Raw genomic sequence first — 26,341 nt, 5'->3', positions numbered from 1 at the left:
AATCGCGGCTCAATGAACCTCGGGGTCCACAGTGACGCCTTGCTTGGCCAGAAAATCGAAGTCACATCCTTCATCGGCCTGGGTAACATGCGCGGAAAACAGCTCGCCATAACCCCGCGTATAGTGCGGCGCGGGGACGACCCAGGCAGCACGGCGGCGCGCCAATTCGGCGTCATCCACCAAGAGATCGAGCGTACGCGCGTCGGTATCGAGCCGGATCAGGTCGCCATTACGCACCAGGCCCAGTGGGCCACCGGCGCGCGACTCTGGACACACATGCAGGATGCAGGTGCCAAAGCTGGTGCCCGACATGCGCGCGTCGGAGATTCGCACCATGTCGCGCACGCCTTGCGCCAGCAGCTTTTTGGGAATGGGCAGCATGCCCCATTCGGGCATGCCGGGAGCGCCGATCGGGCCGGCGTCCTGCAACACCAGCATACTGTCCGCAGTCACTTCGAGATCGGGATCGTCGATGCGCGCCTTGAGGTCGGAATAATTCTTGAACACCACGGCGGGGCCGGTATGCGACAGCAGCTCGGGTGTGGCGGCCGATCGTTTCAAAATGCCGCCGCGCGGAGCCAGGGACCCCTTGAGCACCACCAGCGCCCCGCTGGCATAGATGGGATTGTCCAGCGGACGGATGACGTCATCATTCCACACTTTGACATCGGCGATTTCCTCGCCCAGCGTATGACCCGTGCAGGTCATCACCCCGGTATCGAGGTGGTCCTTGATGACCGAAAGCAGGGCACGCAGGCCGCCGGCAAAATGGAAGTCTTCCATCAGGTATTGCCCTGCCGGCATCAGATTGCAGATCACCGGGACCGTCTCGCTGGCCGCGGCAAAATCGTCCACCGATAGATCCAGGCCGAGCCGCCGGGCCATGGCAATGAGGTGGATCAGCGAATTGGTGGACCCCGACAGGGCCATGTCGGCAATGACGGCGTTGATCAAGGATGCGCGGGTGACAATATCGCTCGGCTTGAGATCTTCCCAGACCATATCGACGATACGCCGACCCGCTGCGGACGCCATGCGGGCATGTTCGGAGTCGACGGCAGGGATTGAGCTGGCCCCAGGCAGGCACAGGCCCAGCACATCGACCAGCGAGGTCATGGTGGAAGCCGTGCCCATAGTGTTGCAGGTGCCGGTGGAGCGCACCGAGGCCTGGCCAAAGTCGCGCCATTCGGTCTCGCTCAGCTTGCCGGCGCGATAGTCGGCCTCCGCAATCCAGGTGCTGGTGCCGGTCCCCAAAGTATGACCGCGCCAGTGACCGCGCAGCATGGCGCCTGCGGGAACAAAGATCGACGGCACGCCGGCCGATGCGGCGCCCATGATCAGGCCCGGCGTGGTCTTGTCGCAACCGCCCAATAGAACCGCGCCGTCGACCGGGTGGGAGCGGATCGCCTCTTCGACTTCCATGGCGAGAAAGTTGCGGTACATCATGCTGGTTGGCCGCGAAAAGCTCTCGCTGACGCTCTGCACCGGAACGACGGCGGGGAAACCCCCCGCCTGCCAGATACCGCGCTTGACCTCTTCGATGCGCTGGGGAAAGTGCGCGTGGCAGGTATTGAAATCGGACCAGGTCGACAGGATGGCGATGACCGGCTTGTCCTTATAGTCCTCGGCCAGAAACCCCGCCTGCTTGATCCGGCGATCCTTGTGGGCACCCGCTGAACCCGGCGCAGAAAACCACTGCTGGCTTCTGAGTTCCGAAGGGTTTTTGCGCCGCGTGGTCATAACTGCAATTCCTTCTAATCAGGGTATTTCGCTTGATGCCATTGAAACGATGATGGCGCACGACGATAGCCGCATTGGCGGCGGGTTGGTCCACGAACGTCCGACATAAACGAAGCCCCCAGCCATGCGGTGTCTGTTTCCGAACTAATAGGTATTAGCAAGCTGTATCGTAACGACCTAAAGTGTCAAGCACACAGATTTTCGTTGTTGCAAAGCCGCCTTTGCCTTCCCGGATATGGCGAACCGGAGGGATCGCAGTCTCGCAGCGAGCAGCGCCAACCTACCCCTTGACAGCAAGAGAGCGATTGGCCATCATCATGCTAATACCTATTAGCAAAAAGCTTTGGCGCGTCGCTACTGCGCCGTACGAGAGTCAATTGAACCAGAAGCTCCGCCGACCGACCAGCGTCGATGTCGTAAGCGGCAGTGGGCAGACCAAATCAATCCAATTGGAGGATCCGTTGTGAAAATTGCTATGATCGGCGCGGGCAGCGTCGTTTTCGTCAAGAACCTGCTGACCGATATCCTGTCGGCGCCAGAACTGGCTGGCGCAACTATCGCGCTGCATGACATCAATGCGGAACGGCTCGAGACCGCTGGCATCATGGCGCGCTGGACAGCTGAGCAACTAAAAGCCAAGCCGGTCGTCGAAGAACATGCCGATCGGCGCGAAGCGATCCGCGGCGCCGACTTCGTCATCAACATGGTATTGATTGGCGGCGTGGAGTCGATCGCCGCTGATTTCGAGATTCCCGCCAAGTTCGGCCTGCGTCAAACCGTGGGCGATACCGTCGGCATTGGCGGCATTTTCCGCGGCCTGCGCACCATCCCGTTCATGATGGAGCTATGCCGCGACATGGCTGAGCTGGCGCCCGGCTGCGTGCTGCTCAACTACACCAATCCGATGAGCATCCTGACCTGGGCAGTTTACAAGGCGTTCCCAGACCAGCAAGTGGTCGGGCTCTGCCACAACGTTCAAAACACCGTCGATGATCTGCTGCGCTATCTCAAGGTCGATCACAGCCGCCTGTCCTACGATTGCGCCGGCATCAACCACATGACCTGGTTCCTGCGCCTGGAAATCGACGGCAAGGACGCCTATCCCGCCTTGCGCGAGGCGATGAAGGATCCGGCGATCTACGATCAGGACCGCGTTCGCTTCGAAATGTTCCGGCAGTTTGGCTGGTTCGTCAGCGAATCGAGCCGCCATTTCTCCGAATACGCGCCCTATTTCATCAAGAATGATGCCGAAGTCGCCAAATACCTCGTCCCCGTGGATGACCTCAAGCACAAGGTCGTGCGGCGGTTGGGTGAGTTTCAGGAAACGCGGCGCAAGCTTTTGGCCGGCGAAGGCTTCGAGATCAAGAAGAGCCCCGAATTCGGCGCCTCGATCATGCGCTCGATCGTGACCAACGAGCCCACCTTGATCTATGGCAATGTGCGCAATACTGGCCTGATCGATAATCTTCCCCAAGATTGCTGCGTCGAAGTGCCGGTGGTCATCGACCGCAATGGCTTGCGGCCGTGCCACGCCGGTTCATTGCCGATGGAACTGGCGGCGCACTGCACGCCCCATGTCTTCGTGCAGGGATTGACCGTCGATGCCGCGCTGACCGGCGATCGCGATCTGCTCTACCGGGCGGCGCTGCTCGACCGCAACGCCGCAGGCATGATCTCGATCGACCACATCCGCCAGATGGTGGATGAACTGATCGATTATCACGGTGACTCCATGCCGCAAGGCCTGCGGCCGACGGGCCGTCGCGCCGCCTAGGCGTCCAGGTCTCCCCCTGCCGCCGCCGCTGCCCAGCTTTTCGGGCGGCAACGTCCTCGAGATAAGTGCCGACGAGGTTGTTCATGAAAATCGCCTGTCTTCACACCTTGGCCTCAAACATTGCCGTGTTCGAGGCCGCCTGTCCGCCGGGGGTCAAGCTCAGCCATGTCGTGCGCGACGATCTGCTGCTGGAGGCGGAACGGGCAGGGGGGGTGACCCACGAGATCGAGGCCCGCGCCGCTGCGGAATTGCATCGGCTTGGCCGCAATGCCGATGCGGTGTTGCTGACCTGCTCGACGATCGGTTCGGCCGTCGATCTGGCCGCATCTGACGCGCCGGTGCCCGTTCTGCGTGCCGATGCCAGTCTGGCCCAAGCCAGCGTGGCACAGGGGGGCGAGGTTGTCGTTCTCTGCGCTGTCGAGACAACCGTGGAGCCGAGCCGCAAACTATTCCTTGCCGCGGCCGAACGCGCCCATAATGGTGCGACAATCGAAGTGCGCGTGGTCCCGGGTGCCTGGGCGGCATTCAGGCGTGGCGACATCTCCCAATATCACAAGATCGTCGCCGGCTTCGCCGATGAGCTCTATCGCGACGGCCACCAGACCATTGCGCTGGCGCAGGCGTCGATGGCGGGCGCAGCGGCGCTCTGTCAGGCAGGCAAGCCTTTGACCAGCCCCGACATCGGCCTTGTGGCCGCAGCGCGGCAGGCCAGCGCCGCGATGGTTCGCTCATGACGCTGCTTCGCATCGCCATCATCGGCTATGGCCACATTTCGCGCACCCGCCACATCCCGGTCATCGCCGAGAGTGGGCAATTCGAGGTCACCGCAATCGTCAGCGAGAGCCTGGCCGAACCCCCGCCCGGATGCCGCTTGTACCGCACCCACCGCGAGCTGCTGGCCGACGGGAAGGATATCGACGCCGTTGCCATCAACACTCCGCCGGCACCGCGCTACGCCATAGCGCGCGATGCGCTCCTGGCAGGCAAGCATGTGTTCCTCGAAAAGCCATCCACGGCAACCCTGGGCGAAATAGCGGCGTTGCGTGACCTGGCGGAGCGCTCGGAAGCGAGCCTGTTCGCAACCTGGCATTCGCACCACAACGCCGCCGTCGATGAGGCGCGGCTGCTGCTTGCCAACCGTAAGGTCAAGACGCTGCACACGGTCTGGCATGAGGATGTCGATCGATGGCATCCGGGCCAGCAGTGGATCTGGCAAGCGGGCGGACTCGGGGTCTTCGACGCCGGCAGCAATGCGATATCCATCCTGACCAAGGTTTTGCCCGAGCGGGCCTTGGTCAAGTCGAGCACATTCGTGGTCGAAGCCGGCAGGGCCGCGCCAGTCGCCGCCAAGATTGCGCTCGCTATCGGCGATGCTTCGGAGGATTTGCTGGTCGATCTCGACTGGCGCGTGAAGCAGGATCAACGCTTCATCACCATCACCTGCGAGGACGGCACCGAACTCTCGCTGACCGACAGTGGGCGGACGCTGCATGTCGACGGACATGAATCCATCCGCGAGGCCAATCTGGAATATCCGCGCCTCTACGAGCGTTTCAAGGCATTGATCGATAGCGGCAGCGACGATGTCGACATCGAGCCGATGCGCGTGATCGCCGATGCGTTTCTGATGGCGCAGTGGGACACCGTGGCGCGCACGACGAGCTAGCCAAGCGCGTCAGCAGGCTACCGCGCCCCTGGTGTTGACGTAGACCGCATAGAGCGATTGGCTGGACGCCATGAACAGCCGGTTGCGATAGGGCCCGCCAAAACACAGATTGGCGCAGCGCTCGGGCAGGGCGATACGGCCCAGCGGCTTGCCGGCGGGCGAAAAGATCATCACGCCATCAAGATCGCCGCCATTCATGCCCCAGCCGCACCAGAGATTGCCGTCCTCGTCGCAGCGAAAGCCGTCCGGCGTACCGCCATCGCTGGCTTCGATCAGGGTTTTGGGCGCGCTCAAGCGCAGGCCGCTATCGATCAGATCATAGGCCAGAATGCGATCGGGCTTGGAGCGGCAGTCGACCAGGTAGAGCGTCTTTTCATCAGGCGAGAATGCCAGCCCATTGGGCCCGGCAATGTCGCTGACCATCAGGGCTAGCACCCCCGTCGACGGATCGAGGCGATAGACGCTTGCCGGCAACTCCTGCTGACCACGACGGCCCATATAGTCCGAGCCGATGCCAAAAGGTGGGTCGGTGAACCATATCGAATCGTCGGAGCAGACCACGAGGTCGTTGGGGGAATTCAGGCGCTTGCCATCATAGCGATCGGCCAGCACCGTGATCGTGCCATCATACTCGGTACGGGTAACCCGGCGGCCGGAATGCTCGCAGGTGACCAGCCGTCCCTGCCGGTCGCGTGTATTGCCATTGGCCATATTGGCGGGCTGGCGGAACACGCTGACGGCGCCGGTGCCCTGGTCGTAGCGCATGATCTTGTCGTTGGGGATATCGCTCCACAGCAAGCAGTTAGCGTCCCCGAACCACACCGGCCCCTCGCACCAGCGAAAACCGGTGGCCAGGCGTTCGAGCGCACCCAGCGTCTCGAAATACCTGTTGAAGCTGGGGTCCAGCGCCTGAAAGGCCGGGTCGGGATAGTAGGGCGAAGCCTGCCACATCGGCATGGTCCTTGATGGTTATTTGAGGCCGGAGCCGGCAATGCCCTGGACGAAAAAGCGCTGGCAAAAGGCGAACAGCACGATCATGGGCACCATGCAGATGACGGCCAGGGCCATGATGCTGTTCCAATCCTGGCTGGGATCGCCCTTGAGCAGGTTGAGGCCCTGCTGCAGCATGAAGTTCTTCTGATCGGTCAGCACCACCAGCGGCCAGGAGAAATCGTTCCAACGCCACACGACGGCAAACACCACTAAAACGGCGATTAGCGGTTTGCACAAGGGCAACACGACTTTCTGGAAGATCTGAAACTCGTTGGCGCCGTCAAGACGCGCGGCTTCGAGCAATTCATTGGGAATGCTGAGCATGAACTGGCGCGCCATGAAAATACCGAAGGCCTCGGCGCAGCGGGGCAGGATGACGCCCCACAGTGAATTGAGCAGGTGTAGCCAGTTGATCACCATGAATTCGGGCACCAGCACTACCTGGATGGGGATCATGATCGTGCTCAAAATGATCACGAACAGCACGTCCCGGCCCCAAAAGGTCAGCTTGGCAAAGGCGTAGCCGGCGAGCAGGTTGAAAAACACCGTCAGCGCTGCCGAAACGACGGCGACGAAGGCGGTATTGCCGATCCAATTCCACACCGGGTAATTGGCGAACAGCTTGGTGAAGCCGTCCGTCCCGATCCGGGATGGGAAGAAGCCCGCGGCCATGTCGAAGATTTCGCTGCGCGGCCGCACCGCCATGGCGAAGACCCAATAGAGCGGCAGCAGCATGACCAAGGCGCCGATGATGAGCAGTGCGGTGATGAGGTGATTGGAGAGCTTTCCAGTCTTCATCGCTGGCCCCTATCCGTTGATTTCAGAGCGTCTGGAGAGCAGCCATTGGATGATGGTGAAGGCCAGGATCATCACGAACAGCGCCATGCCGACGGCGCTGGCATAGCCCATGTCGCCATTGGTGAAGGCCAATTGATAGATGTACTGCACCAAAACGGTGGTGGAATAGCCAGGACCGCCCCCGGTCATCACGAAGATCAAGTCGAACACGTGGAACGAATAAATGACGTTGAGGATCGTCAGCAGCAGCGTCGTGGGCCGCATCGAGGGCCAGGTGACGTGCAGAAAGCGCTCGAACGGCGAGGCCCCGTCGATCTGGGCGGCTTCGTGCAACGAGACCGGCACGCTTTGCAAGGCGGCCAGATAGATGATCATGCAGAAGCCGGAGCGCAGCCAGATCGTGGTGATGATCAGCGAAACCATGGCCCATTGCGGGTCTGCATTCCAATTGATGCGCGGCAGCCCGATGGCGCCGAACATGCGGTTGAGCAGCCCGTAATTGTCGTTGAAAATCCAGATTGCCGCGAGCGCCGTGACCACTGCCGAAACCACGACGGGGAGGAAGAAAATACTGCGGATCGTGCGCCGCAGCGGCATCGACCGATTGAGGCCCAAGGCGAGCAACAGGCCAAAGCCGATGCAGAGCGGGACCGTGCCGACGACATAGACCAGCGTATTCCGAAGGGCATACCAAAAGATCGGATCGTTGATCAGGTGGTTGTAGTTGCGCATGCCGACAAAGCGCGGCTTGGCGAACATCTCCCAGCTATGCAGGCTCAGGAAGCCCGCATAGGCCAGCGGAAAAAACATGAAGACGGCGAACAACACCAACTGGGGCGCGACAAACAAATAGGGGACGGGATTGAAACGAAACCGATGCTTTGGTGGCGCGTCTAGTACCTCGGCCGGTGGCGACGCGCTCTGTATTATCGCCATGCGATGCCTCCCCCCTATTGGCACTATCCGGCTATGTTGCCGTCTCGGCTCTCATATTTAAACACAAAAGCTAATAGGTATTAGCAAACATAGCTCGGCGTTTGATTGACTGTCAAGCGCAGCTCATTGCCAGCGATCACCGTCGTCCATTGCGTGAACCTGCGGGTACAGATGATTATTGATAATATAATTGGGACTTGACTCCGCTCGCGATGTAGCATGGACTAGAATTGCTAATACCTATTATCAAACATAAGTTGCGTAATATCGCCCAAGGAACGACTGCCGGCGAAGGCCCGACAACGGACAACTGGCAGCCGAGGCAACGCTGAGGATTAACTGGCCGGATAAGTCCAGGCCGCAGGGAGGAGAATGTCGTGTCCATTGAAAAGACTTTGCTGGCTGGGCCAGTGACCAATCGGCGTACGCTGTTGAAGGGCGCCGCTGCCGGCCTGGCCTTTGGAGCGTTGAGCGCGCCTTGGGTTGCGCGGGCGCAATCCAAGGCCATCGTCAAGTTTTCGGTTTGGGGCGATACCGGCTCCGATCTTCCCTATGCCAAGGCGATCAGCGACTTTAACGCTGCCCATCCCGAACTGGACGTGCAGTTGCAGACCATTCCCTATGGCCAGTATTACCAGCAGCTGGATACCAGCATCACCGGCGGGCAGCCCGCCGATCTGATGCGCTTCGAATATCAGACAGTCGGGCGCTATGCTCAAGCGGCTGTGCTGAAAGACCTGTCGTCCGATTTCGACGCCAATGTCGCCGATGATTATCTGCCGGCCTTCTGGCTTCCAGTCCACAAGCAGGAGGGCATCTTCGCCATCCCGCAGAACACCGACACGTTCGGCACCTTCTACAACAAGACCATGTTTGACGAATTGGGAATCCAGGCGCCGACCGACATCGCCAAGAGCTGGACCTGGCAGCAATTCATCGACGTTGCGCAAAAGCTCGTTGATTCCAAAAAGGTGCCGTACGGCTTTGCCATGGGCTGGGGCCAGGGTGCCGCTTATCGCTCGCTGCCGTTCTTCTTCCAGCACGACGCCCATCTTTTGAGTGAAGATCAAAAGTCCTGTGCTTTGGGATCACCTGCCTCGATCGAGACCATTGCCTGGTTGCAATCGTGGTTCCAAAAGGGCCTGGTGCCGCCCAATACCTCGGTCAAGTCACAGGAGCGGCCGGATATCCTGTTTGCCAACGGGACTTTGGGCATGTGGGTGGGCGGCGACTGGACCATGCCTGACCTGGAAAACAATATTGGCGACCGCTTCGAGTGGGGCACGACCTATATGCCGCGCGATGTCAACATGGCATCGGATCTGGGTGGGTCCTGCGTCGGCGTGGCGCAGGGTTCCCAGCATCCGGACGAAGCGGTGGCGTTCCTCAAATACCTGATGAGCCCACAAGTGCAGGTCGAGTTCCTGGGTGCGTCGCAATACCTGCCGGTTCGCAAGTCGATCCTGGGCCAGATAGCTTACAAAAGCCGCACCAACGAGCGCCAGGTCTTCGTGCAGCAGGCAGCAACGGTGCCGGCGGAGCTCTCAAGCAATTACGCGCTGCCATACTTTGCCAAGATGAATACGGTGCTGACCGATCAGCTCGATCTGGCCTTCACCGCCAACCAGACCCCCGAAGTGACAGCGGCCAACATCGTCGCCGGAATCGACCAGGTGATTGCCGATAACGCCTAATCGGGGCAAATCTTTTTGCAATAAAGTATCGGGCCGCGGACGCTTAGCGCCGCGGCCCTTAGTTTGGAATACGAATGGCACAGCTTTTTACCCCGCTTACCCTGCGCGGACTGACCTTGAAAAACCGCCTTGCCGTGTCGCCGATGTGTCAATATTCGGCGCGCGATGGCTTGGCGACCGATTGGCATCTGGTTCATCTGGGACGGTTCGGTCTCGGCGGCTTTGGCTTGGTGACGGTGGAAGCGACAGCGGTTACCCGCGAAGGGCGTATCACTTACGCCGATCTGGGCCTGTGGGACGACAGCCAGATCGATCCGCTCCGGCGCATCACCAGCTTCCTGCGAACGCAGGGTGCTGCGTCCGCGATCCAGCTATCGCATGCAGGCGGCAAGGCCTCCTCGGGTGTGTGGTGGCGCCAAGGCGTGGCGGAAACCGAAGCCGAAAAGATCGAGTTCGGCTACGAGCAATGGCAGCCCTCGGCGCCCAGCGCCCTGAGCTACGGCGCCGATGATCGACCTGTTGCCCAATTGGACGATAGCGGCCTGCAGGCCATCCGCGATGGCTTCCGCACCGCCACGCAACGCGCCTTGGCCGCGAACTTCGACATGGTCGAGATTCATGCGGCCCATGGCTATCTGCTACACCAGTTCCTGTCGCCGCTGACCAATCGGCGCAGCGATGGGTATGGTGGCGACCGGCCCAACCGCATGCGATTTCCACTCGAAATCGCCGAGATCGTACGGCAAGAGTGGCCGAGCGACAGGCCGCTCATGGTGCGAATTTCTGCCCAGGAACGCGATCCTGCAGGCTGGCAACTGGCAGACAGCGTCGTCCTGGCCCGCGAACTCAAAGCGCGCGGCGTCGATCTGATCGATTGTTCATCAGGCAACGGCTCGAGCAATACCGCCTTTGCGCTTTACCAGGTCCCTTTGGCCGAAACGATCCGCCGCGAGGCAGGCATTGCCGTGATGGCGATCGGCCTGATCACCGACGCGGCGGCGGCAGAGGCGGTGGTTGCCGATGGCCATGCGGACTTGGTGGCGTTGGCCCGGGGCGCCCTCGAAGATCCCAATTGGCCGGTGCACGCGCGCCACCTGTTGGGCGGCGACGATGATGCCTACGGGCATTGGCCGCGCCAGATTGGCTTTGTCATCCAAAACAAGGATCGCGAACTGGGCGAACGCCAGTTTGACGCCGATTAGTCGGCGTCCGGCCGCAGCAACCCAAACGCTGGGCCTTACCGGTTTTCCCTGCCATAACTAAGCATCTGCGACTTTACGGTTGCCAAACGGCGACGGGCGCGGCTATCCATGCTGCATCGTCAATATTATTGTTGATGAAACCTGCATCGCAATGGGATGCAACGCTGGAGAAGGGCATGACCGTAGCCGACGAGGCAATCGACCTTGGAGCGCCCGAGACATTGGACGTTACAGCAGCCCTCGAAGAAGACATCGCCCTGGGGCGGCTATTGCCGCGCGAGCGCCTCGTCGAGGATGAACTCATCGTGCGCTTCGGGGTGAAGCGCCATGTCGTGCGCCAGGCCCTTGTCGATCTTGAGGCCATGGGCATCGTGGTGCGCCAACCCAATAAGGGGGCCATGGTCAAGGACTTCCTGCCTAAGGAAGTGGAGGACCTTTATACCGTCCGCGAACTGCTGGAATGCAAGGCGGCCGATTTGATCGCCTTGCCGGTCGATCCCATGCTCGTGGAGTCGCTCCTGGCGATCCACCGGCGCCATGTGGAAGCTGTCGAGCGGGCCGACTTTCGCGTGGTGTTTCGCGAGAACCTTCGTTTCCACAACACGCTTTATGCCTCCTGCGGCAACCAGGCACTGGCCCAGGCCATCGCGCAATTTGCCGACAAGACCCATTCGATCCGCTCTTACACCATCGGCGACGCCACTCTGCTGAACCGTGCCTGGCACGAACACGCCGCCATCATCGAAGCTTTGCGCAGCGGCGATCGTGACCTGCTGAAGCGTCTCGTCGTCGAGCATTTGCAGCCGGCAATGAAAGCCTACTTGGAGCGGACGCGCTACCTCCATAAGCGCTGATCACTGTCGCTCCTATTGCTTATCAAAAATATTATTGACAAAAATTTTGATGACTATAGGGTCAGGTTGTTGGCTTAGGGCCGTTCAAGGGAAACACATGACCAAGATCGCCATGATCGGCGCCGGCAGCGTCGTCTTCGTCAAAAAGCTGCTCGCCGACATGATGGCCAAGCCCGAATTGCGCAACGCCACCATTGCCTTGCACGATATCAACGCCGAGCGTCTCGAGACCGCCGGCATGATGGCGCGCTGGACCGCCGAGCAGTTTAACGCCAAGCCGATAATCGAGGAGCATCTGGATCGCCGCGCGTGCATCGCGGGAGCCGACTTCGTCATCAATACCGTGATGATCGGTGGCGTAAACGGCATGCGCACCGATTTTGAGACCGCCGCGCGCTACGGATTGAAGCAGACTGTGGCCGACACCGTCGGTATCGGCGGCATCATGCGGGGGCTGCGCACCATCCCCTTCGTGTTGCAACTCTGCGAGGAATTGGCCGAGCTTGCCCCGAACGCCTACCTGCTCAATTATTCCAACCCGATGAGCATGATTACCTGGGCGGTCTATCGCGCCTTCCCCAACCAGAAGGTTATCGGGCTGTGCCACAACGTGCAGCATACCGCTGGCGACCTGGCCGAGTATCTCGGCGTCGAGCCGGAGCGGCTGTCGTTCGATTGCGCCGGCATCAATCACATGACGTGGTTCTTGCGGCTGGAAGTTGATGGCAAGGACGCTTATCCCGCTTTGCGCCGCGCGGCCGAGCGTCCCGAAATCGTCGCCAAGGATCGTGTCCGCTTCGAAATCTTCAAGCAGTTTGGCTGGTTCGTCTCCGAATCCAGCCGTCACTTCGCCGAATACGTGCCATATTTTCTCAAGTCCGACAGCGAAATCCAGCGCCTGCAAATACCCATTGCCTTATCGATCAAGCTGGCCGAGGAGCGTGGCGAGCGCTATGCCCTCGATCGCGCCCATCTGTTGGCAGGCGGCGGCTTCGAGTTTGAGAAGAGCGTCGAATATGGTGCCGAAATCATCCATTCGGTGGTCACCAACACGCCGATCCTGATCTACGGCAATATCGAGAACCAGGGTCATATCACCAATCTGCCCGATGGGGCCTGCGTCGAAGTTCCTGTCGTCGTCGATCGCAATGGCTTTCGTGGCTGCTATGCGGGCGAGCTTCCCCCGGAGCTTGCGGCTCATTGTGCGCCTCATGTCTTCGTTCAGGATCTCGTGGGTCGCGCGGTTATCGAGCAGGATCCCGAACTGGTCTATCGCGCTGCCATGCTCGATCGACATGCGCCAAGCGTGCTGACCATCGATCAGATCCGGGCGCTGGTGGACGAATTGCTGGCAATTCATGCTCCCATGCTGCCGCTTGGTCTGCGTCCACGGCAGTTACAGAAGTCAGCCTAGGCTTTACTTCTTCCAACGTCATTATTGATAATAATACCAACTAAGTTGGTAACGACTTGTGGAATGACTGGAGTTCTACTGAATGACTAAAATTGCAATGATCGGCGCCGGCAGCGTAGTCTTCGTCAAGAAGCTCCTCGCCGATATCCTGGCTAAGCCGGAACTGCACGACGCCACCATCGCGCTGCATGATATCGATGCCGAGCGCTTGGAAACGGCTGGCATGATGGCGCGGTGGACAGCCGGGCAATTGGGCGCCAATCCGGTGGTTGAAGAGCATGCGGATCGTCGCAGCGCCATCGCCGGCGCCGACTTCGTCATCAATATGGTGCTGATCGGCGGCGTTGATGCCGTGCGCAAGGATTTCGAAATCCCGGCAAAGTTCGGGTTGAAGCAGACCATCGGCGACACGGTCGGCATTGGCGGTATTTTCCGCGGGCTGCGCACCATCCCCTTCATGATGGAATTGTGCCAGGACATGACCGAGCTTTGCCCGGATGCATACCTGCTCAACTACACCAATCCGATGAGCATCGTGACTTGGGCGGTCTACAAGGCCTATCCGAAGATCAAGTCGGTTGGCCTCTGCCACAATGTGCAACATACCGCCGAGAACCTGGCGGACTATCTTGGCGTCGAGATGGATCGGCTGTCGTTCGACTGCGCCGGCATCAACCATATGACCTGGTTCCTGCGCCTGGAAGTCGATGGGAAAGACGCCTATCCCGCCTTGCGAGCGGCCATGCAGAACCCCGAAATCTTCGCCAAGGATCGGGTGCGGTTCGAGCTGTTCCGCCAATTGGGCTGGTTCGTCTCGGAGTCGAGCCGCCACTGTTCCGAATACGTGCCCTATTTCCTACGCGACGCTGGTGAAACCGCCCGTTTCGCCCTGCCGGTCAACGACTCGGTGCGGATCGGCGACGAAAAAATCCTGCGCTACAAGCGCGACCGGCAGCGTCTGCAGAACGGGGAAGGCTTCGAATTCGAGAAAAGCGTCGAATATGGCGCCGAGATCATTCATGCGGTGGTCACCAATGAACCCACGCTGATCTACGGCAATATCGAAAACAAGGGTCACATCACCAACCTGCCCGATGGCGCTTGCGTCGAGGTGCCGGTGGTGGTCGATCGCAATGGCTTCCGTGGCTGCTATGCGGGCGCTTTGCCGCCCGAGCTCGCGGCTCATTGCGCCCCCCATGTCTTCGTGCAGGACCTGACCGTGCGGGCCGCACTCGAGGGAAACCGCGACCGGGTGTATCGCGCCGCCATGCTCGATCGCCATGCGCCCAGCGTGCTGACCATTCCGCAAATCCGCCAGATGGTGGACGAACTGCTCATCGCTCATGGCGACGCCATGCCCGATGGCGTGCGCGTTACGCAGGACCTGCGGGCCGCAAGCTGACGTCACTGCACCGCGGCTCACAGAAGCTGCGGCTCAATCAACAGGGAGGTTACAATGACACTCAATATCAATCGTCGGCTTTTCTTGCTTGGCTCGGCGGCGGCTTCCGCCCTTGCGGTTGGCATGTCCGCTCCCGCCTTTGGGCAGGAAGCACGGCTGCGCTATTATTTCTGGGGCGGCCCCGGCCGCTCGGACCGCAAGGTCGATACCACGACCAAGTTTGCCACCGAGCGCGGTGGCCTGGTGGTTGACAGCGAGTGGTCGCCCTGGGGCGACTATTGGCCGCGCCTGGCGACCCAGATTTCGGGTGGCAATGCCCCAGATCTGATCCAGATGGATTACCGCTATATCTTTGAATATGCCCGCCGCGGCGTGTTGCGGCCGCTCGATGACCTCTATCCTTCGGTCATCACTGCAACCGACTTCGGCGATCAGCGGATCGAAGCCGGACGGGTCGATGGCAAGCTCTATGGCATCACCATCGGCGACAACGTCATGGGCCTTGGCTATGACGTCAATGCCTGGACGGCAGCCGGTGTGACGCTGACCAATGACATGACGTGGACGGCGTTCCGCGAGATGTGCGCTCAGTTCAAGCAGGCCAATACCAGGGAAGGCTATTACGCTACCAACAATTCGGGCGGCGGCGAAACCGCGTTCGAATTGTGGCTGCGCCAAAAGGGCAAGGCGCTCTACAATGCCGAAGGCCTGGCCTTCGACGCCAATGACGCAGCCGAATGGTTCGAGTTCTGGCGCGGCATGAGCGAGGATGGTCTGGCGCCACCGGCCGATGCGATTGCGCTACAGCAACCCAACCCCGAAAACAACGGCATCACGCTTGGGCAGACGGCGTCGTCGCCGATGTGGTCTAACGAGGCCAATCCCATCGGTAAATTGCTGCAGTTCCCGCTCGAGCTGGTGCAATTGCCGCGTGAGACCGTCGAGGGTCCATCCGGTGCCTATCTGAAGCCGTCGCAGTTCATGTCGATCTCGGCAACCTCCCAATCTCCCGAACTGGCCGCCGAGGTCATCAACTACCTGACCAATAACCTGCAATCGTTCAAGGATGTCGGCGTCGAAACCGCTGTTCCGCCCTCGGCCAAGGTGCGCGAGGAGATTGTTCCTTTCCTCGACGAGGCTTCGCTGAAGTCCGTCAAATTTGTCGAAGAAGTGAGCAAGACTGCCCAGGCACTGCCGCCGCCGCCCCTGCCTGGTGCCGGTGAAGTCACCCAGGTGCTCACCGACACCAATCTGCAGGTATTGTTTGGAAACCTGACGCCTGAGCAAGCTGGTGCGCAATTGGTCCAGGAGGCCGAGGCCATCCTGGCGCGCGCCTGATGGATCAGACGATCGCCACGGCTGCAAAGGCCTATGATGCCGCTCCCGATCGGAGCGGCATCAGCCACACCTGGCGCGAATGGGCGGCCGGCTATCTGTTCCTCCTGCCCTGGGCGATCGGCTTTTTCGGCCTGACGCTCGGGCCGGCGCTAATTTCGCTGTATCTGTCGTTTACTGATTTCGACCTGCTGCGCGCTCCCGAATGGACCGGAGCGGCCAATTACGTGCGCATCATGACAGCGGATCCAAAGTTCGCCGCGTCGATGCGCGTGACGCTGATCTATGTCGCGCTGTCGGTCCCGCTGAAACTGGCCTTTGCGCTGCTGGTCGCCATGGCGCTCAACCGCGGCCTGCGCGGGCTATCGATTTACCGCGCCATTTTCTACCTGCCTTCCTTGATCGGAGCGAGCGTCGCGGTGGCGGTGCTGTGGCGCCAGCTCTTTTCCAATCATGGCCTGGTCAATTCAATCCTGTCGCAATTCGGCATCATTGCTCCCAGCTGGGTCTCAAATCCGAACTATTCCATCTATACGCTCGTGATCCTGAGCGTGTGGCAGTTCGGCTCGCCCATGATCATTTTCCTGGCTGGACTGCGGCAGGTGCCGACCGACCTTTACGAGGCTGCAAGCATTGATGGCGCCAATAAGACGCGCCAGTTCTGGAAAATCACGCTGCCGCTGCTGACCCCGGTCGTGTTTTTCAACTTCGTCGTGCAGACCATCGATGCCTTCAAGGCTTTCACGCCAGCCTTCGTCATCTCCAATGGCACCGGCGGCCCGCTCAATTCCACGCTGTTCTACACGCTTTACCTTTATCAGGAGGCGTTCAGCTTCTTTCGCATGGGGTATGCGTCCGCCCTGGCCTGGATCCTTTTGGTCATGGTTGCCCTATTCACCGCGTTCTCGTTCCTGACCGCAAGATTTTGGGTGCATTATGACGACTGATGTCCTCGATGATCGCCTTTTGCACGATGACGGCACCACCGGCAGCGCAATCTGGCAACGCCGGATCACCCGCTGGCTGATCCATGGCGCGCTGATCGCGGCTTCCATTTGCATGCTCTATCCGCTGATCTGGATGCTTTCGGCATCGTTCCGTCCGACCAACGAAATCTTCAGCTCGCCCTCGATAGTGCCATCGAGCGTCAGCTGGGATGCCTATGTCAGCGGCTGGAATGCCATGCGGGTGTCGTTCGGACAGTTTGCTTGGAACTCCTTCGTGATTTCGGCCCTCTCGGTGGTGGGCAACGTCGCGTCCTGTTCGCTGGCCGCTTTTGCCTTCACCCGGCTGACCTTTCCGGGCCGCAACGTGATGTTCGCGCTGATGCTGGGCACCTTGATGCTGCCCTATCACGTGACGCTCATCCCCCAATATGTGATGTTTCTGAACCTGGGCTGGGTCAACACCACCTTGCCCTTGATCGTCCCGAAATATCTGGCGACCGACGCGTTCTTCATTTTCCTGATGGTGCAGTTTTTCCGCGGCATCCCGAAGGAATTGGACGAGGCCGCGCGAATGGATGGTTGCAGCCCCTGGCGCATCTACTGGCGCATCATGCTGCCGCTCTCGATGCCGGTCCTGGCAACGGCGGCGATCTTCACCTTCCTTTGGACCTGGGACGATTTCTTCGGGCCGCTGATCTACCTCAGCGACATGCGCGATTTCACCATCCAGCTTGGTCTGCGCTCGCTGATCGACTCCAGCGGCGAGTCCGACTGGAACAGCATGTTCGCCATGTCGGTGCTGTCGCTGCTTCCGGTCTTCATAGTCTTCGTCCTGTTCCAGCGATTGCTGATCGAGGGCATCGCAACAACGGGAATGAAACGATGAGCACCAACGTTGCCGAAAAAATCGATACCGCCAAGGCAGCCGAGGTTGCACTGATTGGCGTGCGCAAGAATTACGGCGAGGTCGCGGTGGTTCACGGCGTCGATCTGAGCATCGAGCTAGGCGAGTTCGTCGTGTTCGTAGGTCCGTCAGGCTGCGGCAAGTCGACTTTGTTGCGCATGATCGCAGGGCTCGAGCCGATCACTGCCGGTGGCCTGATGATCAACGGGCAGCGCATGAATACGGTGCCCCCTGCCAGCCGTGGCATTGCCATGGTGTTCCAGTCCTATGCGCTTTACCCCCATATGAGCGTTTACCAGAACCTGGCCTTTGCGCTCGAGACCGCGCGTGTACCGCGGGCCGAGATTGCCGCCCGAGTCACGCGGGCCGCTGAAATCTTGCAGATCGTGCCGCTGCTGCAGCGCAAGCCCAAGCAATTGTCGGGCGGGCAGCGCCAGCGCGTTGCCATCGGACGCGCCATCGTGCGCGAACCGAACCTGTTCCTGTTCGACGAACCCCTATCCAATCTGGACGCCGAACTGCGTGTGCAGATGCGGGTCGAGATTGCCAAGCTGCATCAGCGCCTGGGCTCGACCATGATCTATGTGACGCATGATCAGGTGGAGGCCATGACCATGGCCGACAAGATCGTTGTACTCAACGCCGGCCGCATCGAGCAGTTCGGGCCACCGCTGGAGCTGTACAATTTCCCGGTCAACCGGTTCGTGGCGGGTTTCATCGGCAGCCCGAAGATGAACTTCCTGGCGCTGTCCGGATCGACCCCCTACCGCGTCGGCACGCAAGAACTGGCGATGCCCGACCGCGCCGGCGCGGTGAAGGAAGTGGGTGTTCGCCCCGAGCATATCGCGACCGTTCCGGACGAAAAGCGCGTCGCATTCCTCTCGGTCACGATCGAACTGGTGGAAAGCCTGGGCGGCCAGACCTTGCTCTATGCGGTCACCAGCGATGGCCAGAGCCTGACGATCCTGGTCGACGGCCAGTCCGACGTCGTCGCCGGCGATACCCTTGCCACCTACATCGATCCGGCACAGTGCCACGCCTTTGCGGCTGACGGCACCACGATCCGGTAACTATCCAACGATCTGGTGTTGCCTACCAGACATACGCAGTGAGTTAGCAAATGGTACGCATTGAAAGCATTCGAGCCCGGGGTCTCAGCGTTCCGCTTGATCAGGTGACCTCGCTGGCCAGCCGCCGCGTGACCGAACGCCACTATGGCGTGGTGGAAATAGAGTGCGATGACGGGCACAAGGGCATTGGCTTCTGCTACGTCGGTAGCGCCGGCGCCGGCTTGTTTCCCGAAGCCATTGCCTTACTGGCCCCGGTGCTGATCGGCCAGGACCCCTATCGCGTCGAGGGCCTGTGGCAGGAAATGTACCAGGAGGTGTTGCTGCAGGGTCGCGCCGGCACGGTCATGCGCGCCATCAGCGCGTTGGACATCGCGCTTTGGGATCATAATGCGCGGGCCGCAAACCTGCCGCTGCATCGTTTCCTGGGGTCGGTGACGTCGACCCGCGTGCCGGCCTATGCCAGCGGTGGCTACTTCATCGACGGCAAGACGCCCCAGCATCTGGCCGACGAAATGGAAGGCTTCGTCAAGCAGGGCTTCTCGGCCGTCAAGATCAAGGTGGGCAAGGGGAACACGGTAGGCGAGGAAGAAGCGCGCATCGCCGCGGTGCGCGAGCGCATCGGGCCTGACATTCTGCTGATGCTGGACGCCAACAACGCCTGGCGCGATGTTCCCACGGCTCTCCGTTTCGCGCGCATGTATGAAAAATACGATCCTTACTTCCTCGAAGAGCCATTCAGCCCGGACGATATCGAAAACCACGCGAGCCTGGCGCAGCGCACGAGCATCCTCATCGCCACTGGCGAGATCGAGGCTGGACGCTGGCGCTTCAAGGAATTGCTCGACAAGCAAGGCGCCGCGATCCTGCAGACCGACGCCTGCGTCTGCGGGGGCGTCACCGAATTCCGTCGGATCGCGGCAACGGCCGCCAGCTATGGTGTCACAATCAGCCCACACTGGTTCCATGACCTGCATGCCCATCTCGTGGCCGCCACGCCCAATTGCCGTTTTATCGAGTTCTTCCCCGATAGCCAGGTGCTCAATTTCCGCAAACTGGTCGATCGGCAACTGGTGGTGGATCGCGGCGACATCGTGCTGCCGCAACTGCCGGGGCTTGGTTTCGACTTCATTCCTCAGACTTTGGAAACCTATGGCTCGACGCCGTGGTTCGAAAGCCGATTGCAGCGGCCAAAAGTTGCGGCGCTCCACGCCGTCGAAGGCATCGCTCAGAGCTGATCCCCGCCGATCCACGGAAGCATCATGTACACACAACCACGTCTTTTCATCGGCGGCCAATGGCTTGGGTCCACCGCTGCGGCAGTCGATATTCTCGATCCCGCCACCGAAGAAATGATCGGCCGATGTCCGCTCGCCGGACCAACCGAGATCGAGGCGGTGCTCGCTGCCGCTGCGGCTGGCCACAAGGCCTGGGGTAGCCGCACGCCCTGGGAGCGCTCGGCGGTTCTGCGGCGTATTTCAAACCTGCTTCGCGAGCGGATCGAACCGATTGCAATGCTGATGACGGCCGAAGTGGGCAAGCCCCTGGCCGAGGCGCGCACCGAGATCATGTCCGCAATCGAGCATTTCGACTGGTGCGCTGATGAGACGAGGCGTCTGTACGATCGCTCCTGGGGCGGACGGACGCCGGGCAGCCGGCTCGAAGTGCGCCATGAACCTGTTGGCGTCGTGCTGGCGCTGACCGCCTGGAATTTTCCCATCGGCCTCGCCGCGCGCAAGTTGGCGATGGCCCTGGCGGCCGGTTGCGCCGTGATCCTGCGCCCGGCCGATGAAGCGCCGGCCACCGCGGCGGCGCTGGTGGAAGCCTGCCACGATGGCGGCCTGCCCGATGGAGCGATCAACCTGTTGTTCGGTGCGCCCGAGGCGGTGGTCGCCCCGTTGATGGCCGCGCCTGTCGTGCGCAAGGTGAGCTTCACCGGATCGACCCGTGTGGGACAGATCCTGATGCGTCAGGGCGCCGACACGCTCAAGAAGCTGACCATGGAATTGGGCGGGCATGCACCTGTCATCGTCTTGGATGATGTCGACGTGGCCAAGGCTGCTAGGGCAGCTGTGAACGGCAAATTCCGCAATGCCGGCCAGGTCTGCACCTCACCCACGCGGTTTATTGTTGGCGAAGCCATAGCCGACGATTTCATCACCGCCTTTGCCGACGGTGTGCGCCAGCTCAAGATCGGCAACGGCCGTGACCCGGACGTGCAGATTGGACCATTGACGACACCACGCCAGCGCGATCGCATCGAGCGACTGGTCGCCGATGCCGTCCGCTCCGGCGCCACTCTGGCCGCGGGCGGCAAGCGCCCCGAAGGGTTCAATCGCGGCTATTTCTTTGAGCCTACCATCGTTGTCGAGCCAGGCCAGGACGCGGCAATTCTGACCGAGGAGCCGTTCGGGCCGGTTGCCGTCGTGCAGCGTGTATCCAGCGACGCCGAAGCGATCGCCAAGGCCAACAGCGTCGACTTTGGCCTGGCCGCCTATATCTACGGCAAGGATACGGCCCGTCTCGATACAGTGGCGCATGGGCTGGAAGCCGGTGTCGTCGGCGTCAACACCAATGTCGTGGCGCTCCCCGAGGCGCCCTTCGGCGGCGTCAAACATAGTGGCTTCGGGCGCGAGGGCGGCTTTGAGGGCGTGCAGGAATATCTGGTCGCCAAGTTCATTCACCGGGCTTGAGCACTACGAGGCTCGACTAACGACTGGGCGCCTGCACCGATGGCCGTCGGTTCTGGCCGCGCTATCGCGCCGGCGATGTCGGCGACGCCGAAATCGAGCAGGTGGAAGGGCGACCGGCCACGACGGCTGGGACCTGTTTGGTGATGGAGCCGACGCGGGTGTGGACTTCGACTTCTGCTGATCGACCAGGCTGATAACGGGGCAAAGGCCGCGACGTCTCCGTCGATCAATCGACTAGTAAGAGGCCTATTGTTTTGCTCGGGGCGGCGTACGTCATGGCGTACTGTCGACCGAATGGCTCTATGAACATGCTCGGCAAGGCTGAGCGATCAGACGCTCTATCGAGCGTCAAAGGTAACGACTAGTCGAGCGGCTACGATGCGTCATCCGCGAGATGACCGTAGTCTTTGTCTCAATCCCTGGAGGTAGCAATGAATTTGAACAATCCACTTAAGCAGGCGCTCGCCGATGGCAAGCGGCAGACCGGGCTTTGGCTCACCTTGGGTAGTGTAACGGCGACCGAAATGGCAGCCCGCGCCGGCTTTGACTGGCTACTCGTCGATATGGAGCACAGCTCGCTCGATTTCGGCGACCTTCTGCAACACCTGCGGGCCGCCGCCGCAGGATCGGCCGAGCCGGTCGTCAGGGTTCCCTGGAACGATGCCGTCATCATCAAGCGGGTGATGGACATGGGTGCGCGTTCGCTGTTGATACCCTATGTGCAGACAGTCCAAGAGGCCCGGCAGGCCGTGGCGGCGACGCGCTATCCGCCGCACGGCGTCCGTGGTTATTCGGGCATGACCCGTGCCAACGACTATGCCCGCATCACCGATTATGCGACCCGGTCCAGCGAAGCAACATCGCTGTGGCTGCAGGTTGAAAGTCCCGAGGCGGCGGCGGTTTGCGGCGAAATCGCTGCGGTCGATGGGGTGGATGGCGTCTTTGTTGGCCCGAACGACCTGGCCGCCAATATGGGTTTCGTCGGCAAGGCGCACTTGCCTGAGGTCCAGGAAGCGGTTCGCACCGCCCTTCATGCGATCCGCGGTGCGGGCAAGCCTGCGGGTCTCTTGGACTATCGGCCAGACAACGCGAAGGCCTGGTACGAAGAAGGCTTTTCGTTCATTGGCGTGGGTGGCGATACCTCGCTGCTGTCGAAGGCATACACGGCTTTGTTGGCCAATTTCAAATAGCCCGCTGGCTTACAAAAAAGCCGTGGCTAGGTCGTTGCTCGAGGCCTGATCTGCGAACGTGTCGTTGGCGGAGGCGCAGATCAGGCCACTACGGCTCCCGTTAAGCGGGCAGCTAACGCCGGGTCAGCGCCCTTGCCGCCGGGCGCCATCGCGAAGACGGTTACCGGTACGGTTTCGCCCGGCAAAAGGAAGGAAGCACATTGGCAATAGGGTCGAGATTGACCGATCCGTTACCGTGACGTCTTGCCGTTTATCACATGACCCGATTGACTGCGCCAACTCCGAAATGTATTTGTCATACAAACCGGTTTGTACTATGAAAGAAGAAATTGCTGCGACATCCCGCATAATTGCCCGTTCATCTCGTATATGCGCAAGATCGCCGCACAAACCAGTTTGCGGAAGATACATGACAAAGCCGGTCGCCAACATCAAAGCAGTCGCCGAGGCGGCAGGGGTTAGCAAGACCACCGTCTCCCATGTGCTCTCGGGTCGCAGGCCGGTTGCGGAGGGTACGCGCAGCGTTGTGCTCAAGGTCATGGCAGACCTGGGCTTCCAGCCGAACTACTTTGCCCGTGCCCTCACCTCCAAGCGCAGCCTGACGATTGCCCTCATCGTGCAGGACATGACCAACCCGTTCTATCCGGCCCTGGGGCGGGGCCTGCAATTGGCCGTCAGTCCGGCCAATTATGTCGTCATGTATTTCGATGCCGGCGCGTCCGAGACCTTGGCGCAGGCTTTCGTGGCCGCGGCTCTGGAGCGCCGGGTCGATGGTGTCGTCGCAGCCGTCAGCGGCATCGACACTGAAATTCTCACCCTGCAGAAGGCCGGCATTCCAGTCGTTGCCGTTGGCGCCGGGCGCTCCGACTTGCCGGTCGATTGGGTGTCGGCCGATGACGAGCGCATCGCCCGCGATGCCGTCGTCTATTTGCGAGGGCAGGGCCACAACCGCATCGCCACCATCTGCGGCCCCAGCACTCGCGATCCGGGAGAGCGGCGCTTGAAGGGCTTTGTGGACGAACAGCGCAGGGCAGGCGTAACGGACATTTTATCCGCTGAAGGCGACTGGACGCGCGAGAGCGGCGCCAAGGGCATGGCAACGCTGCTGGACAGTCCGACACCACCCACTGCCGTGTTTTGCGCCAATGACTTGATGGCCATCGGCGCGATGGACCTGGCCCTGAGCAGGGGCGTTCGCGTGCCGCAAGACATCGCCATGGTCGGCGTCGACAACATCGATGCTTCGAACTTGGTGCGTCCCGCCCTGACCACGATGCACATCCCGGCGGTGGAAATCGGCCGCACCGCGGGAGACCTCCTGATGTCCCGGATCGCCGGAACCGCCGGGGCCATGCGCCACGTCATGGTGCAACACGACTTCATCGGCAGACAATCGGCATAAGGATTGCCAAGTGCATAACGTACTCGATCTCCGCGATATCGTTCCCGACGAGGCCGAGCAGTTGGCCCATAGTGGCTATCATGTCGGCAATCTGCTCGACGCCGCTCGTCGGGCCGCGGCTATTGCGGACTACCCTGCTTTGTCCGCTATCGCCGACCAGCTCAAAGGCCTGCAGCGCAGCGCGCCATGGCCGTTCGATGAGCCTGACGAGATGGCCGATATTGTTGCCACCATTCCCGCTCTGCAGCGATTTCCCGTTGCGGACGGCAGCATCAGGGCCCGCATTCATGGCGCCTGGCTCGGCCGCTGCGTCGGCAATACCATGGGCAAGCCCATCGAGAGCCTAACTCGGACCGAGGTGAGCATCTATCTGCGCGCGGTTGATCAATGGCCCCAGCGCGGCTACGTGCCATTGCTGCCGGAGCTGCCCGATGGCGTCAGTCACCTGCACGAATCAGCGCCCGAGGCGAGCGCGGGCCTGTTCACCGACGTGCCGCGCGACGACGATCTCGATTGGACCATCCTGGCCCTGGCGCTGGCCGAACGCTATGGCCGTGACCTGACCACTGACGACATTGCCCGCGAATGGCTGGATCGCCTGCCCTTTACGCAGACCTTCACCGCCGAACGCGCCGCCTATCGCAACCTCATCCACGGCTTTGCCGCCCCCGAAACCGCGCGTGTCGATAATCCCTATCGTGAATGGATCGGCGCGCTGATCCGGGCCGATATGTACGGCTATCTCAATCCGGGCGACCCCGTCACGGCGGCGCGGGCCGCGCTGGCCGATGCGCGGCTGTCGCATCTCGGCAATGGTATTTATGGGGAAATGTGGGCCGCGGCCCTCGTTGCCATTGCGCTGTCGGTCGACACTGTGCGTCCGGCCCTCGAGGCGGCGCTCTCCGTGCTGCCGCCGCGCTCACGGTTGGCTCAAAGCCAGATGCAACTGCTGGCCCTGCATGCTTCGGGGGCGTCTTCTGAGCGGGCTCTCGATTGGGTCGATAGCGAGCTTGGCCACTACAATTGGGTTCACACGATCAACAATGCCGCCCTGATCGCGCTCGGCCTGCTCTGGGGCACCGGTTTCGTCACTTCCGTGGCACTGACCATATCGGGCGGGCGCGACACCGATTCCAACGCTGCCACCGTCGGCAGCGTCTTCGGCGCCTTGCACGGCATTGCCTCCATCCCGGCCGATCTGGTGGGCACCACCCATCATCGCGTCCGCAGTGCTGTGCGCGGTTTCGATCGCATAGAGATCACCGAACTGGCCGATCGTACCCTGGCGCTCCTGGGGACCGGCCATGTCGGATAGTTCGCCGATGCGCGTCATCATCGACACCGATCCTGGCCTGGGCGAACCCGGCTCGGACATCGACGATGGTTTTGCCATCGTACTGGCGCTGAATTCTCCCGAGTTCGACGTCATGGGCCTGACCATCGTCAACGGCAATGTCGATGCCCTGGTCGGTACCGACGTCGCCCGCCGCCTGCTCACCCGTCTGGGCCGCGAAGACATTCCGGTTCTGCGCGGCGCGCTCGATCCCCTGGTGCGTCCGATGCAGCCCGTTCGCGCCTTGTTCGACGCCGCGCTGGGCGGCGCGGCCGAGCCCACGTCATCTAAAGACCTGCTGGGCCCCACATCATCCGAACATGCCGCCGACTTCCTGGTGCGTCAAGCCGCCGAGCATCCCGGTGAGGTTGTGGTCATTGCCATCGGGCCGATGACCAATCTGGCTTTAGCCGTTCAACGCAATCCGGCCTTCGCGACCAATGTACGCGAACTGGTGCTGATGGCGGGTGCTGCGGAAACCTATGCGCAGAACATCACGGTCGTCGGCGATTTCAACGCTTATGTGGATCCGGAGGCGCTGGAAATCGTCATGCGCAGCGGCGCCAAGATCCGCATGGTGGGGCTCGATCAGACCTCCAAGGTCATGCTGACCCGCGACGACGCTGCAGCCATGCGATCGCGATCCGCCGTGGGCAGCTTTGGCGCCTGGGCGGCAGATTGCACCGAGGCCTGGATCGATTATCTCGGCAAGGCCTTCCCGAACCGCGAAGAACACCGGCATGCCTGTTTCTTGCACGATCCGCTCGTGCTGGCCGCGGTGATGCGCCCGAATATCTGCCAATGGGCCGATGCCGACGTGCGTGTCGAGACCGTGAGCGAGTTGGCGCGCGGTCTCGTCGTGGCCGATCGCGGCCTGGCCCTGGCGCCGCCTGGCCCATTCAACGCCACCGTTGCCATCGGCACCGATGTCGAGGCTTTCCGGAGCTTTTTTCTCAGCCGGCTCGCCCTGGTGAGCTGACCAATTTTCCATGTGAGC

At 61.2% G+C, this 26,341-nt stretch carries 21 protein-coding genes and 1 pseudogene; 18 read left to right on the top strand and 4 right to left on the bottom strand.

Features of this window, described 5'->3' with window-relative positions:
• Positions 1 to 9: 9 nt before the first annotated feature.
• Positions 10 to 1,740, bottom strand: a complete 1,731-nt coding sequence (gene araD, locus ACFE8X_RS04445) for an L-arabinonate dehydratase (protein ID WP_375450243.1) — start codon at positions 1,738 to 1,740, stop codon at positions 10 to 12.
• Positions 1,741 to 2,203: 463 nt separating this feature from the next.
• Here araD and ACFE8X_RS04440 point away from each other — a divergent pair, with 463 nt between their 5' ends.
• The 3 genes from ACFE8X_RS04440 (at position 2,204) to ACFE8X_RS04430 (ending at position 5,180) form a co-directional block, all read left to right on the top strand.
• A complete protein-coding gene (locus ACFE8X_RS04440; RefSeq protein WP_375450242.1) occupies positions 2,204 to 3,514 on the top strand; it encodes an alpha-glucosidase/alpha-galactosidase in 1,311 nt (436 codons plus the stop codon).
• Between the two features lie 83 nt (positions 3,515 to 3,597).
• Positions 3,598 to 4,248 (top strand): aspartate/glutamate racemase family protein, encoded by a 651-nt coding sequence (locus ACFE8X_RS04435; RefSeq protein WP_375450241.1) that lies wholly within the window; start codon positions 3,598 to 3,600, stop codon positions 4,246 to 4,248.
• A complete protein-coding gene (locus ACFE8X_RS04430; protein ID WP_375450240.1) occupies positions 4,245 to 5,180 on the top strand; it encodes a Gfo/Idh/MocA family protein in 936 nt (311 codons plus the stop codon). The genes ACFE8X_RS04435 and ACFE8X_RS04430 overlap by 4 nt, the downstream gene beginning before the upstream one ends.
• 9 nt (positions 5,181 to 5,189) lie before the next feature.
• Here the strand turns inward: ACFE8X_RS04430 and ACFE8X_RS04425 are convergent, their stop codons facing one another.
• The 3 genes from ACFE8X_RS04425 to ACFE8X_RS04415 are packed head-to-tail and all read right to left on the bottom strand — an operon-like array spanning position 5,190 to position 7,907.
• On the bottom strand, positions 5,190 to 6,131 hold the full coding sequence (locus ACFE8X_RS04425; RefSeq protein ID WP_375450239.1) for an SMP-30/gluconolactonase/LRE family protein: 942 nt from the start codon (positions 6,129 to 6,131) through the stop codon (positions 5,190 to 5,192).
• A gap of 18 nt (positions 6,132 to 6,149) precedes the next feature.
• Positions 6,150 to 6,971 (bottom strand): carbohydrate ABC transporter permease, encoded by an 822-nt coding sequence (locus tag ACFE8X_RS04420; protein ID WP_375450238.1) that lies wholly within the window; start codon positions 6,969 to 6,971, stop codon positions 6,150 to 6,152.
• Between the two features lie 9 nt (positions 6,972 to 6,980).
• Complete coding sequence (locus ACFE8X_RS04415; protein ID WP_375450237.1) at positions 6,981 to 7,907, bottom strand: carbohydrate ABC transporter permease; 927 nt, start codon at positions 7,905 to 7,907, stop codon at positions 6,981 to 6,983.
• 377 nt (positions 7,908 to 8,284) lie between these two features.
• On the opposite strand from ACFE8X_RS04415, the gene ACFE8X_RS04410 reads away from it, so the two are divergent.
• The 15 genes and pseudogenes from ACFE8X_RS04410 (at position 8,285) to ACFE8X_RS04340 (ending at position 26,323) form a co-directional block, all read left to right on the top strand.
• Positions 8,285 to 9,601, top strand: coding sequence for an ABC transporter substrate-binding protein (locus ACFE8X_RS04410; protein WP_375450236.1), 1,317 nt, complete (start codon positions 8,285 to 8,287; stop codon positions 9,599 to 9,601).
• A 74-nt stretch (positions 9,602 to 9,675) separates the two neighbouring features.
• A complete protein-coding gene (locus ACFE8X_RS04405; protein ID WP_375450235.1) occupies positions 9,676 to 10,803 on the top strand; it encodes an NADH:flavin oxidoreductase/NADH oxidase in 1,128 nt (375 codons plus the stop codon).
• Positions 10,804 to 10,979: 176 nt separating this feature from the next.
• On the top strand, positions 10,980 to 11,657 hold the full coding sequence (locus ACFE8X_RS04400) for a GntR family transcriptional regulator (protein WP_375450234.1): 678 nt from the start codon (positions 10,980 to 10,982) through the stop codon (positions 11,655 to 11,657).
• Between the two features lie 97 nt (positions 11,658 to 11,754).
• Entirely contained in the window at positions 11,755 to 13,071 is a 1,317-nt protein-coding gene (gene melA / locus ACFE8X_RS04395; RefSeq protein ID WP_375450233.1) for an alpha-galactosidase, read from the top strand.
• Between the two features lie 82 nt (positions 13,072 to 13,153).
• Positions 13,154 to 14,473, top strand: coding sequence for an alpha-glucosidase/alpha-galactosidase (locus ACFE8X_RS04390; RefSeq protein ID WP_375450232.1), 1,320 nt, complete (start codon positions 13,154 to 13,156; stop codon positions 14,471 to 14,473).
• A gap of 54 nt (positions 14,474 to 14,527) precedes the next feature.
• Positions 14,528 to 15,811, top strand: coding sequence for an ABC transporter substrate-binding protein (locus ACFE8X_RS04385; RefSeq protein WP_375450231.1), 1,284 nt, complete (start codon positions 14,528 to 14,530; stop codon positions 15,809 to 15,811).
• An 80-nt stretch (positions 15,812 to 15,891) separates the two neighbouring features.
• Positions 15,892 to 16,755, top strand: a pseudogene (locus ACFE8X_RS04380) (carbohydrate ABC transporter permease); the annotation flags it as partial.
• A gap of 112 nt (positions 16,756 to 16,867) precedes the next feature.
• Positions 16,868 to 17,641 (top strand): carbohydrate ABC transporter permease, encoded by a 774-nt coding sequence (locus tag ACFE8X_RS04375; protein WP_375450298.1) that lies wholly within the window; start codon positions 16,868 to 16,870, stop codon positions 17,639 to 17,641.
• Positions 17,638 to 18,729, top strand: a complete 1,092-nt coding sequence (locus ACFE8X_RS04370) for an ABC transporter ATP-binding protein (protein ID WP_375450230.1) — start codon at positions 17,638 to 17,640, stop codon at positions 18,727 to 18,729. The genes ACFE8X_RS04375 and ACFE8X_RS04370 overlap by 4 nt, the downstream gene beginning before the upstream one ends.
• 50 nt (positions 18,730 to 18,779) lie before the next feature.
• Positions 18,780 to 19,964: a mandelate racemase/muconate lactonizing enzyme family protein gene (locus ACFE8X_RS04365; RefSeq protein WP_375450229.1), complete on the top strand. Its 1,185-nt coding sequence runs from the start codon at positions 18,780 to 18,782 to the stop codon at positions 19,962 to 19,964.
• Between the two features lie 24 nt (positions 19,965 to 19,988).
• A complete protein-coding gene (locus ACFE8X_RS04360) occupies positions 19,989 to 21,419 on the top strand; it encodes an NAD-dependent succinate-semialdehyde dehydrogenase (protein WP_375450228.1) in 1,431 nt (476 codons plus the stop codon).
• Between the two features lie 431 nt (positions 21,420 to 21,850).
• Positions 21,851 to 22,609: an HpcH/HpaI aldolase/citrate lyase family protein gene (locus ACFE8X_RS04355; protein ID WP_375450227.1), complete on the top strand. Its 759-nt coding sequence runs from the start codon at positions 21,851 to 21,853 to the stop codon at positions 22,607 to 22,609.
• Positions 22,610 to 23,018: 409 nt separating this feature from the next.
• The gene (locus tag ACFE8X_RS04350) at positions 23,019 to 24,011 is read left to right on the top strand and encodes a LacI family DNA-binding transcriptional regulator (RefSeq protein ID WP_375450226.1); all 993 of its coding nucleotides are present in this window, start codon (positions 23,019 to 23,021) and stop codon (positions 24,009 to 24,011) included.
• A gap of 10 nt (positions 24,012 to 24,021) precedes the next feature.
• Positions 24,022 to 25,326 carry an ADP-ribosylglycohydrolase family protein gene (locus ACFE8X_RS04345; protein WP_375450225.1) on the top strand — a complete coding sequence of 435 codons (1,305 nt, stop codon included), beginning with the start codon at positions 24,022 to 24,024 and terminating at the stop codon, positions 25,324 to 25,326.
• Positions 25,316 to 26,323: a nucleoside hydrolase gene (locus ACFE8X_RS04340; RefSeq protein WP_375450224.1), complete on the top strand. Its 1,008-nt coding sequence runs from the start codon at positions 25,316 to 25,318 to the stop codon at positions 26,321 to 26,323. The genes ACFE8X_RS04345 and ACFE8X_RS04340 overlap by 11 nt, the downstream gene beginning before the upstream one ends.
• Positions 26,324 to 26,341 lie beyond the last annotated feature (18 nt).

The sequence above is a fragment of the uncultured Devosia sp. genome, from assembly GCF_964244875.1.
Taxonomy (GTDB): domain Bacteria; phylum Pseudomonadota; class Alphaproteobacteria; order Rhizobiales; family Devosiaceae; genus Devosia.
Note: the sequence above shows the minus strand (reverse complement) of the source record. Positions and strands in the feature narration are given on the sequence as shown.

Coding starts and splice junctions, on each gene's coding strand:
- ACFE8X_RS04400 (WP_375450234.1), top strand. CDS start 10,980: ATGACCGTAGCCGACGAGGCAATCGACCTTGGAGCGCCCGAGACATTG.
- araD (WP_375450243.1), bottom strand. CDS start 1,740: ATGACCACGCGGCGCAAAAACCCTTCGGAACTCAGAAGCCAGCAGTGG.
- ACFE8X_RS04375 (WP_375450298.1), top strand. CDS start 16,868: ATGCTCTATCCGCTGATCTGGATGCTTTCGGCATCGTTCCGTCCGACC.
- ACFE8X_RS04435 (WP_375450241.1), top strand. CDS start 3,598: ATGAAAATCGCCTGTCTTCACACCTTGGCCTCAAACATTGCCGTGTTC.
- ACFE8X_RS04340 (WP_375450224.1), top strand. CDS start 25,316: ATGTCGGATAGTTCGCCGATGCGCGTCATCATCGACACCGATCCTGGC.
- ACFE8X_RS04355 (WP_375450227.1), top strand. CDS start 21,851: ATGAATTTGAACAATCCACTTAAGCAGGCGCTCGCCGATGGCAAGCGG.
- ACFE8X_RS04350 (WP_375450226.1), top strand. CDS start 23,019: ATGACAAAGCCGGTCGCCAACATCAAAGCAGTCGCCGAGGCGGCAGGG.
- ACFE8X_RS04365 (WP_375450229.1), top strand. CDS start 18,780: ATGGTACGCATTGAAAGCATTCGAGCCCGGGGTCTCAGCGTTCCGCTT.
- ACFE8X_RS04405 (WP_375450235.1), top strand. CDS start 9,676: ATGGCACAGCTTTTTACCCCGCTTACCCTGCGCGGACTGACCTTGAAA.
- ACFE8X_RS04390 (WP_375450232.1), top strand. CDS start 13,154: ATGACTAAAATTGCAATGATCGGCGCCGGCAGCGTAGTCTTCGTCAAG.
- ACFE8X_RS04425 (WP_375450239.1), bottom strand. CDS start 6,131: ATGTGGCAGGCTTCGCCCTACTATCCCGACCCGGCCTTTCAGGCGCTG.
- ACFE8X_RS04420 (WP_375450238.1), bottom strand. CDS start 6,971: ATGAAGACTGGAAAGCTCTCCAATCACCTCATCACCGCACTGCTCATC.
- ACFE8X_RS04370 (WP_375450230.1), top strand. CDS start 17,638: ATGAGCACCAACGTTGCCGAAAAAATCGATACCGCCAAGGCAGCCGAG.
- ACFE8X_RS04430 (WP_375450240.1), top strand. CDS start 4,245: ATGACGCTGCTTCGCATCGCCATCATCGGCTATGGCCACATTTCGCGC.
- ACFE8X_RS04360 (WP_375450228.1), top strand. CDS start 19,989: ATGTACACACAACCACGTCTTTTCATCGGCGGCCAATGGCTTGGGTCC.
- melA (WP_375450233.1), top strand. CDS start 11,755: ATGACCAAGATCGCCATGATCGGCGCCGGCAGCGTCGTCTTCGTCAAA.
- ACFE8X_RS04385 (WP_375450231.1), top strand. CDS start 14,528: ATGACACTCAATATCAATCGTCGGCTTTTCTTGCTTGGCTCGGCGGCG.
- ACFE8X_RS04415 (WP_375450237.1), bottom strand. CDS start 7,907: ATGGCGATAATACAGAGCGCGTCGCCACCGGCCGAGGTACTAGACGCG.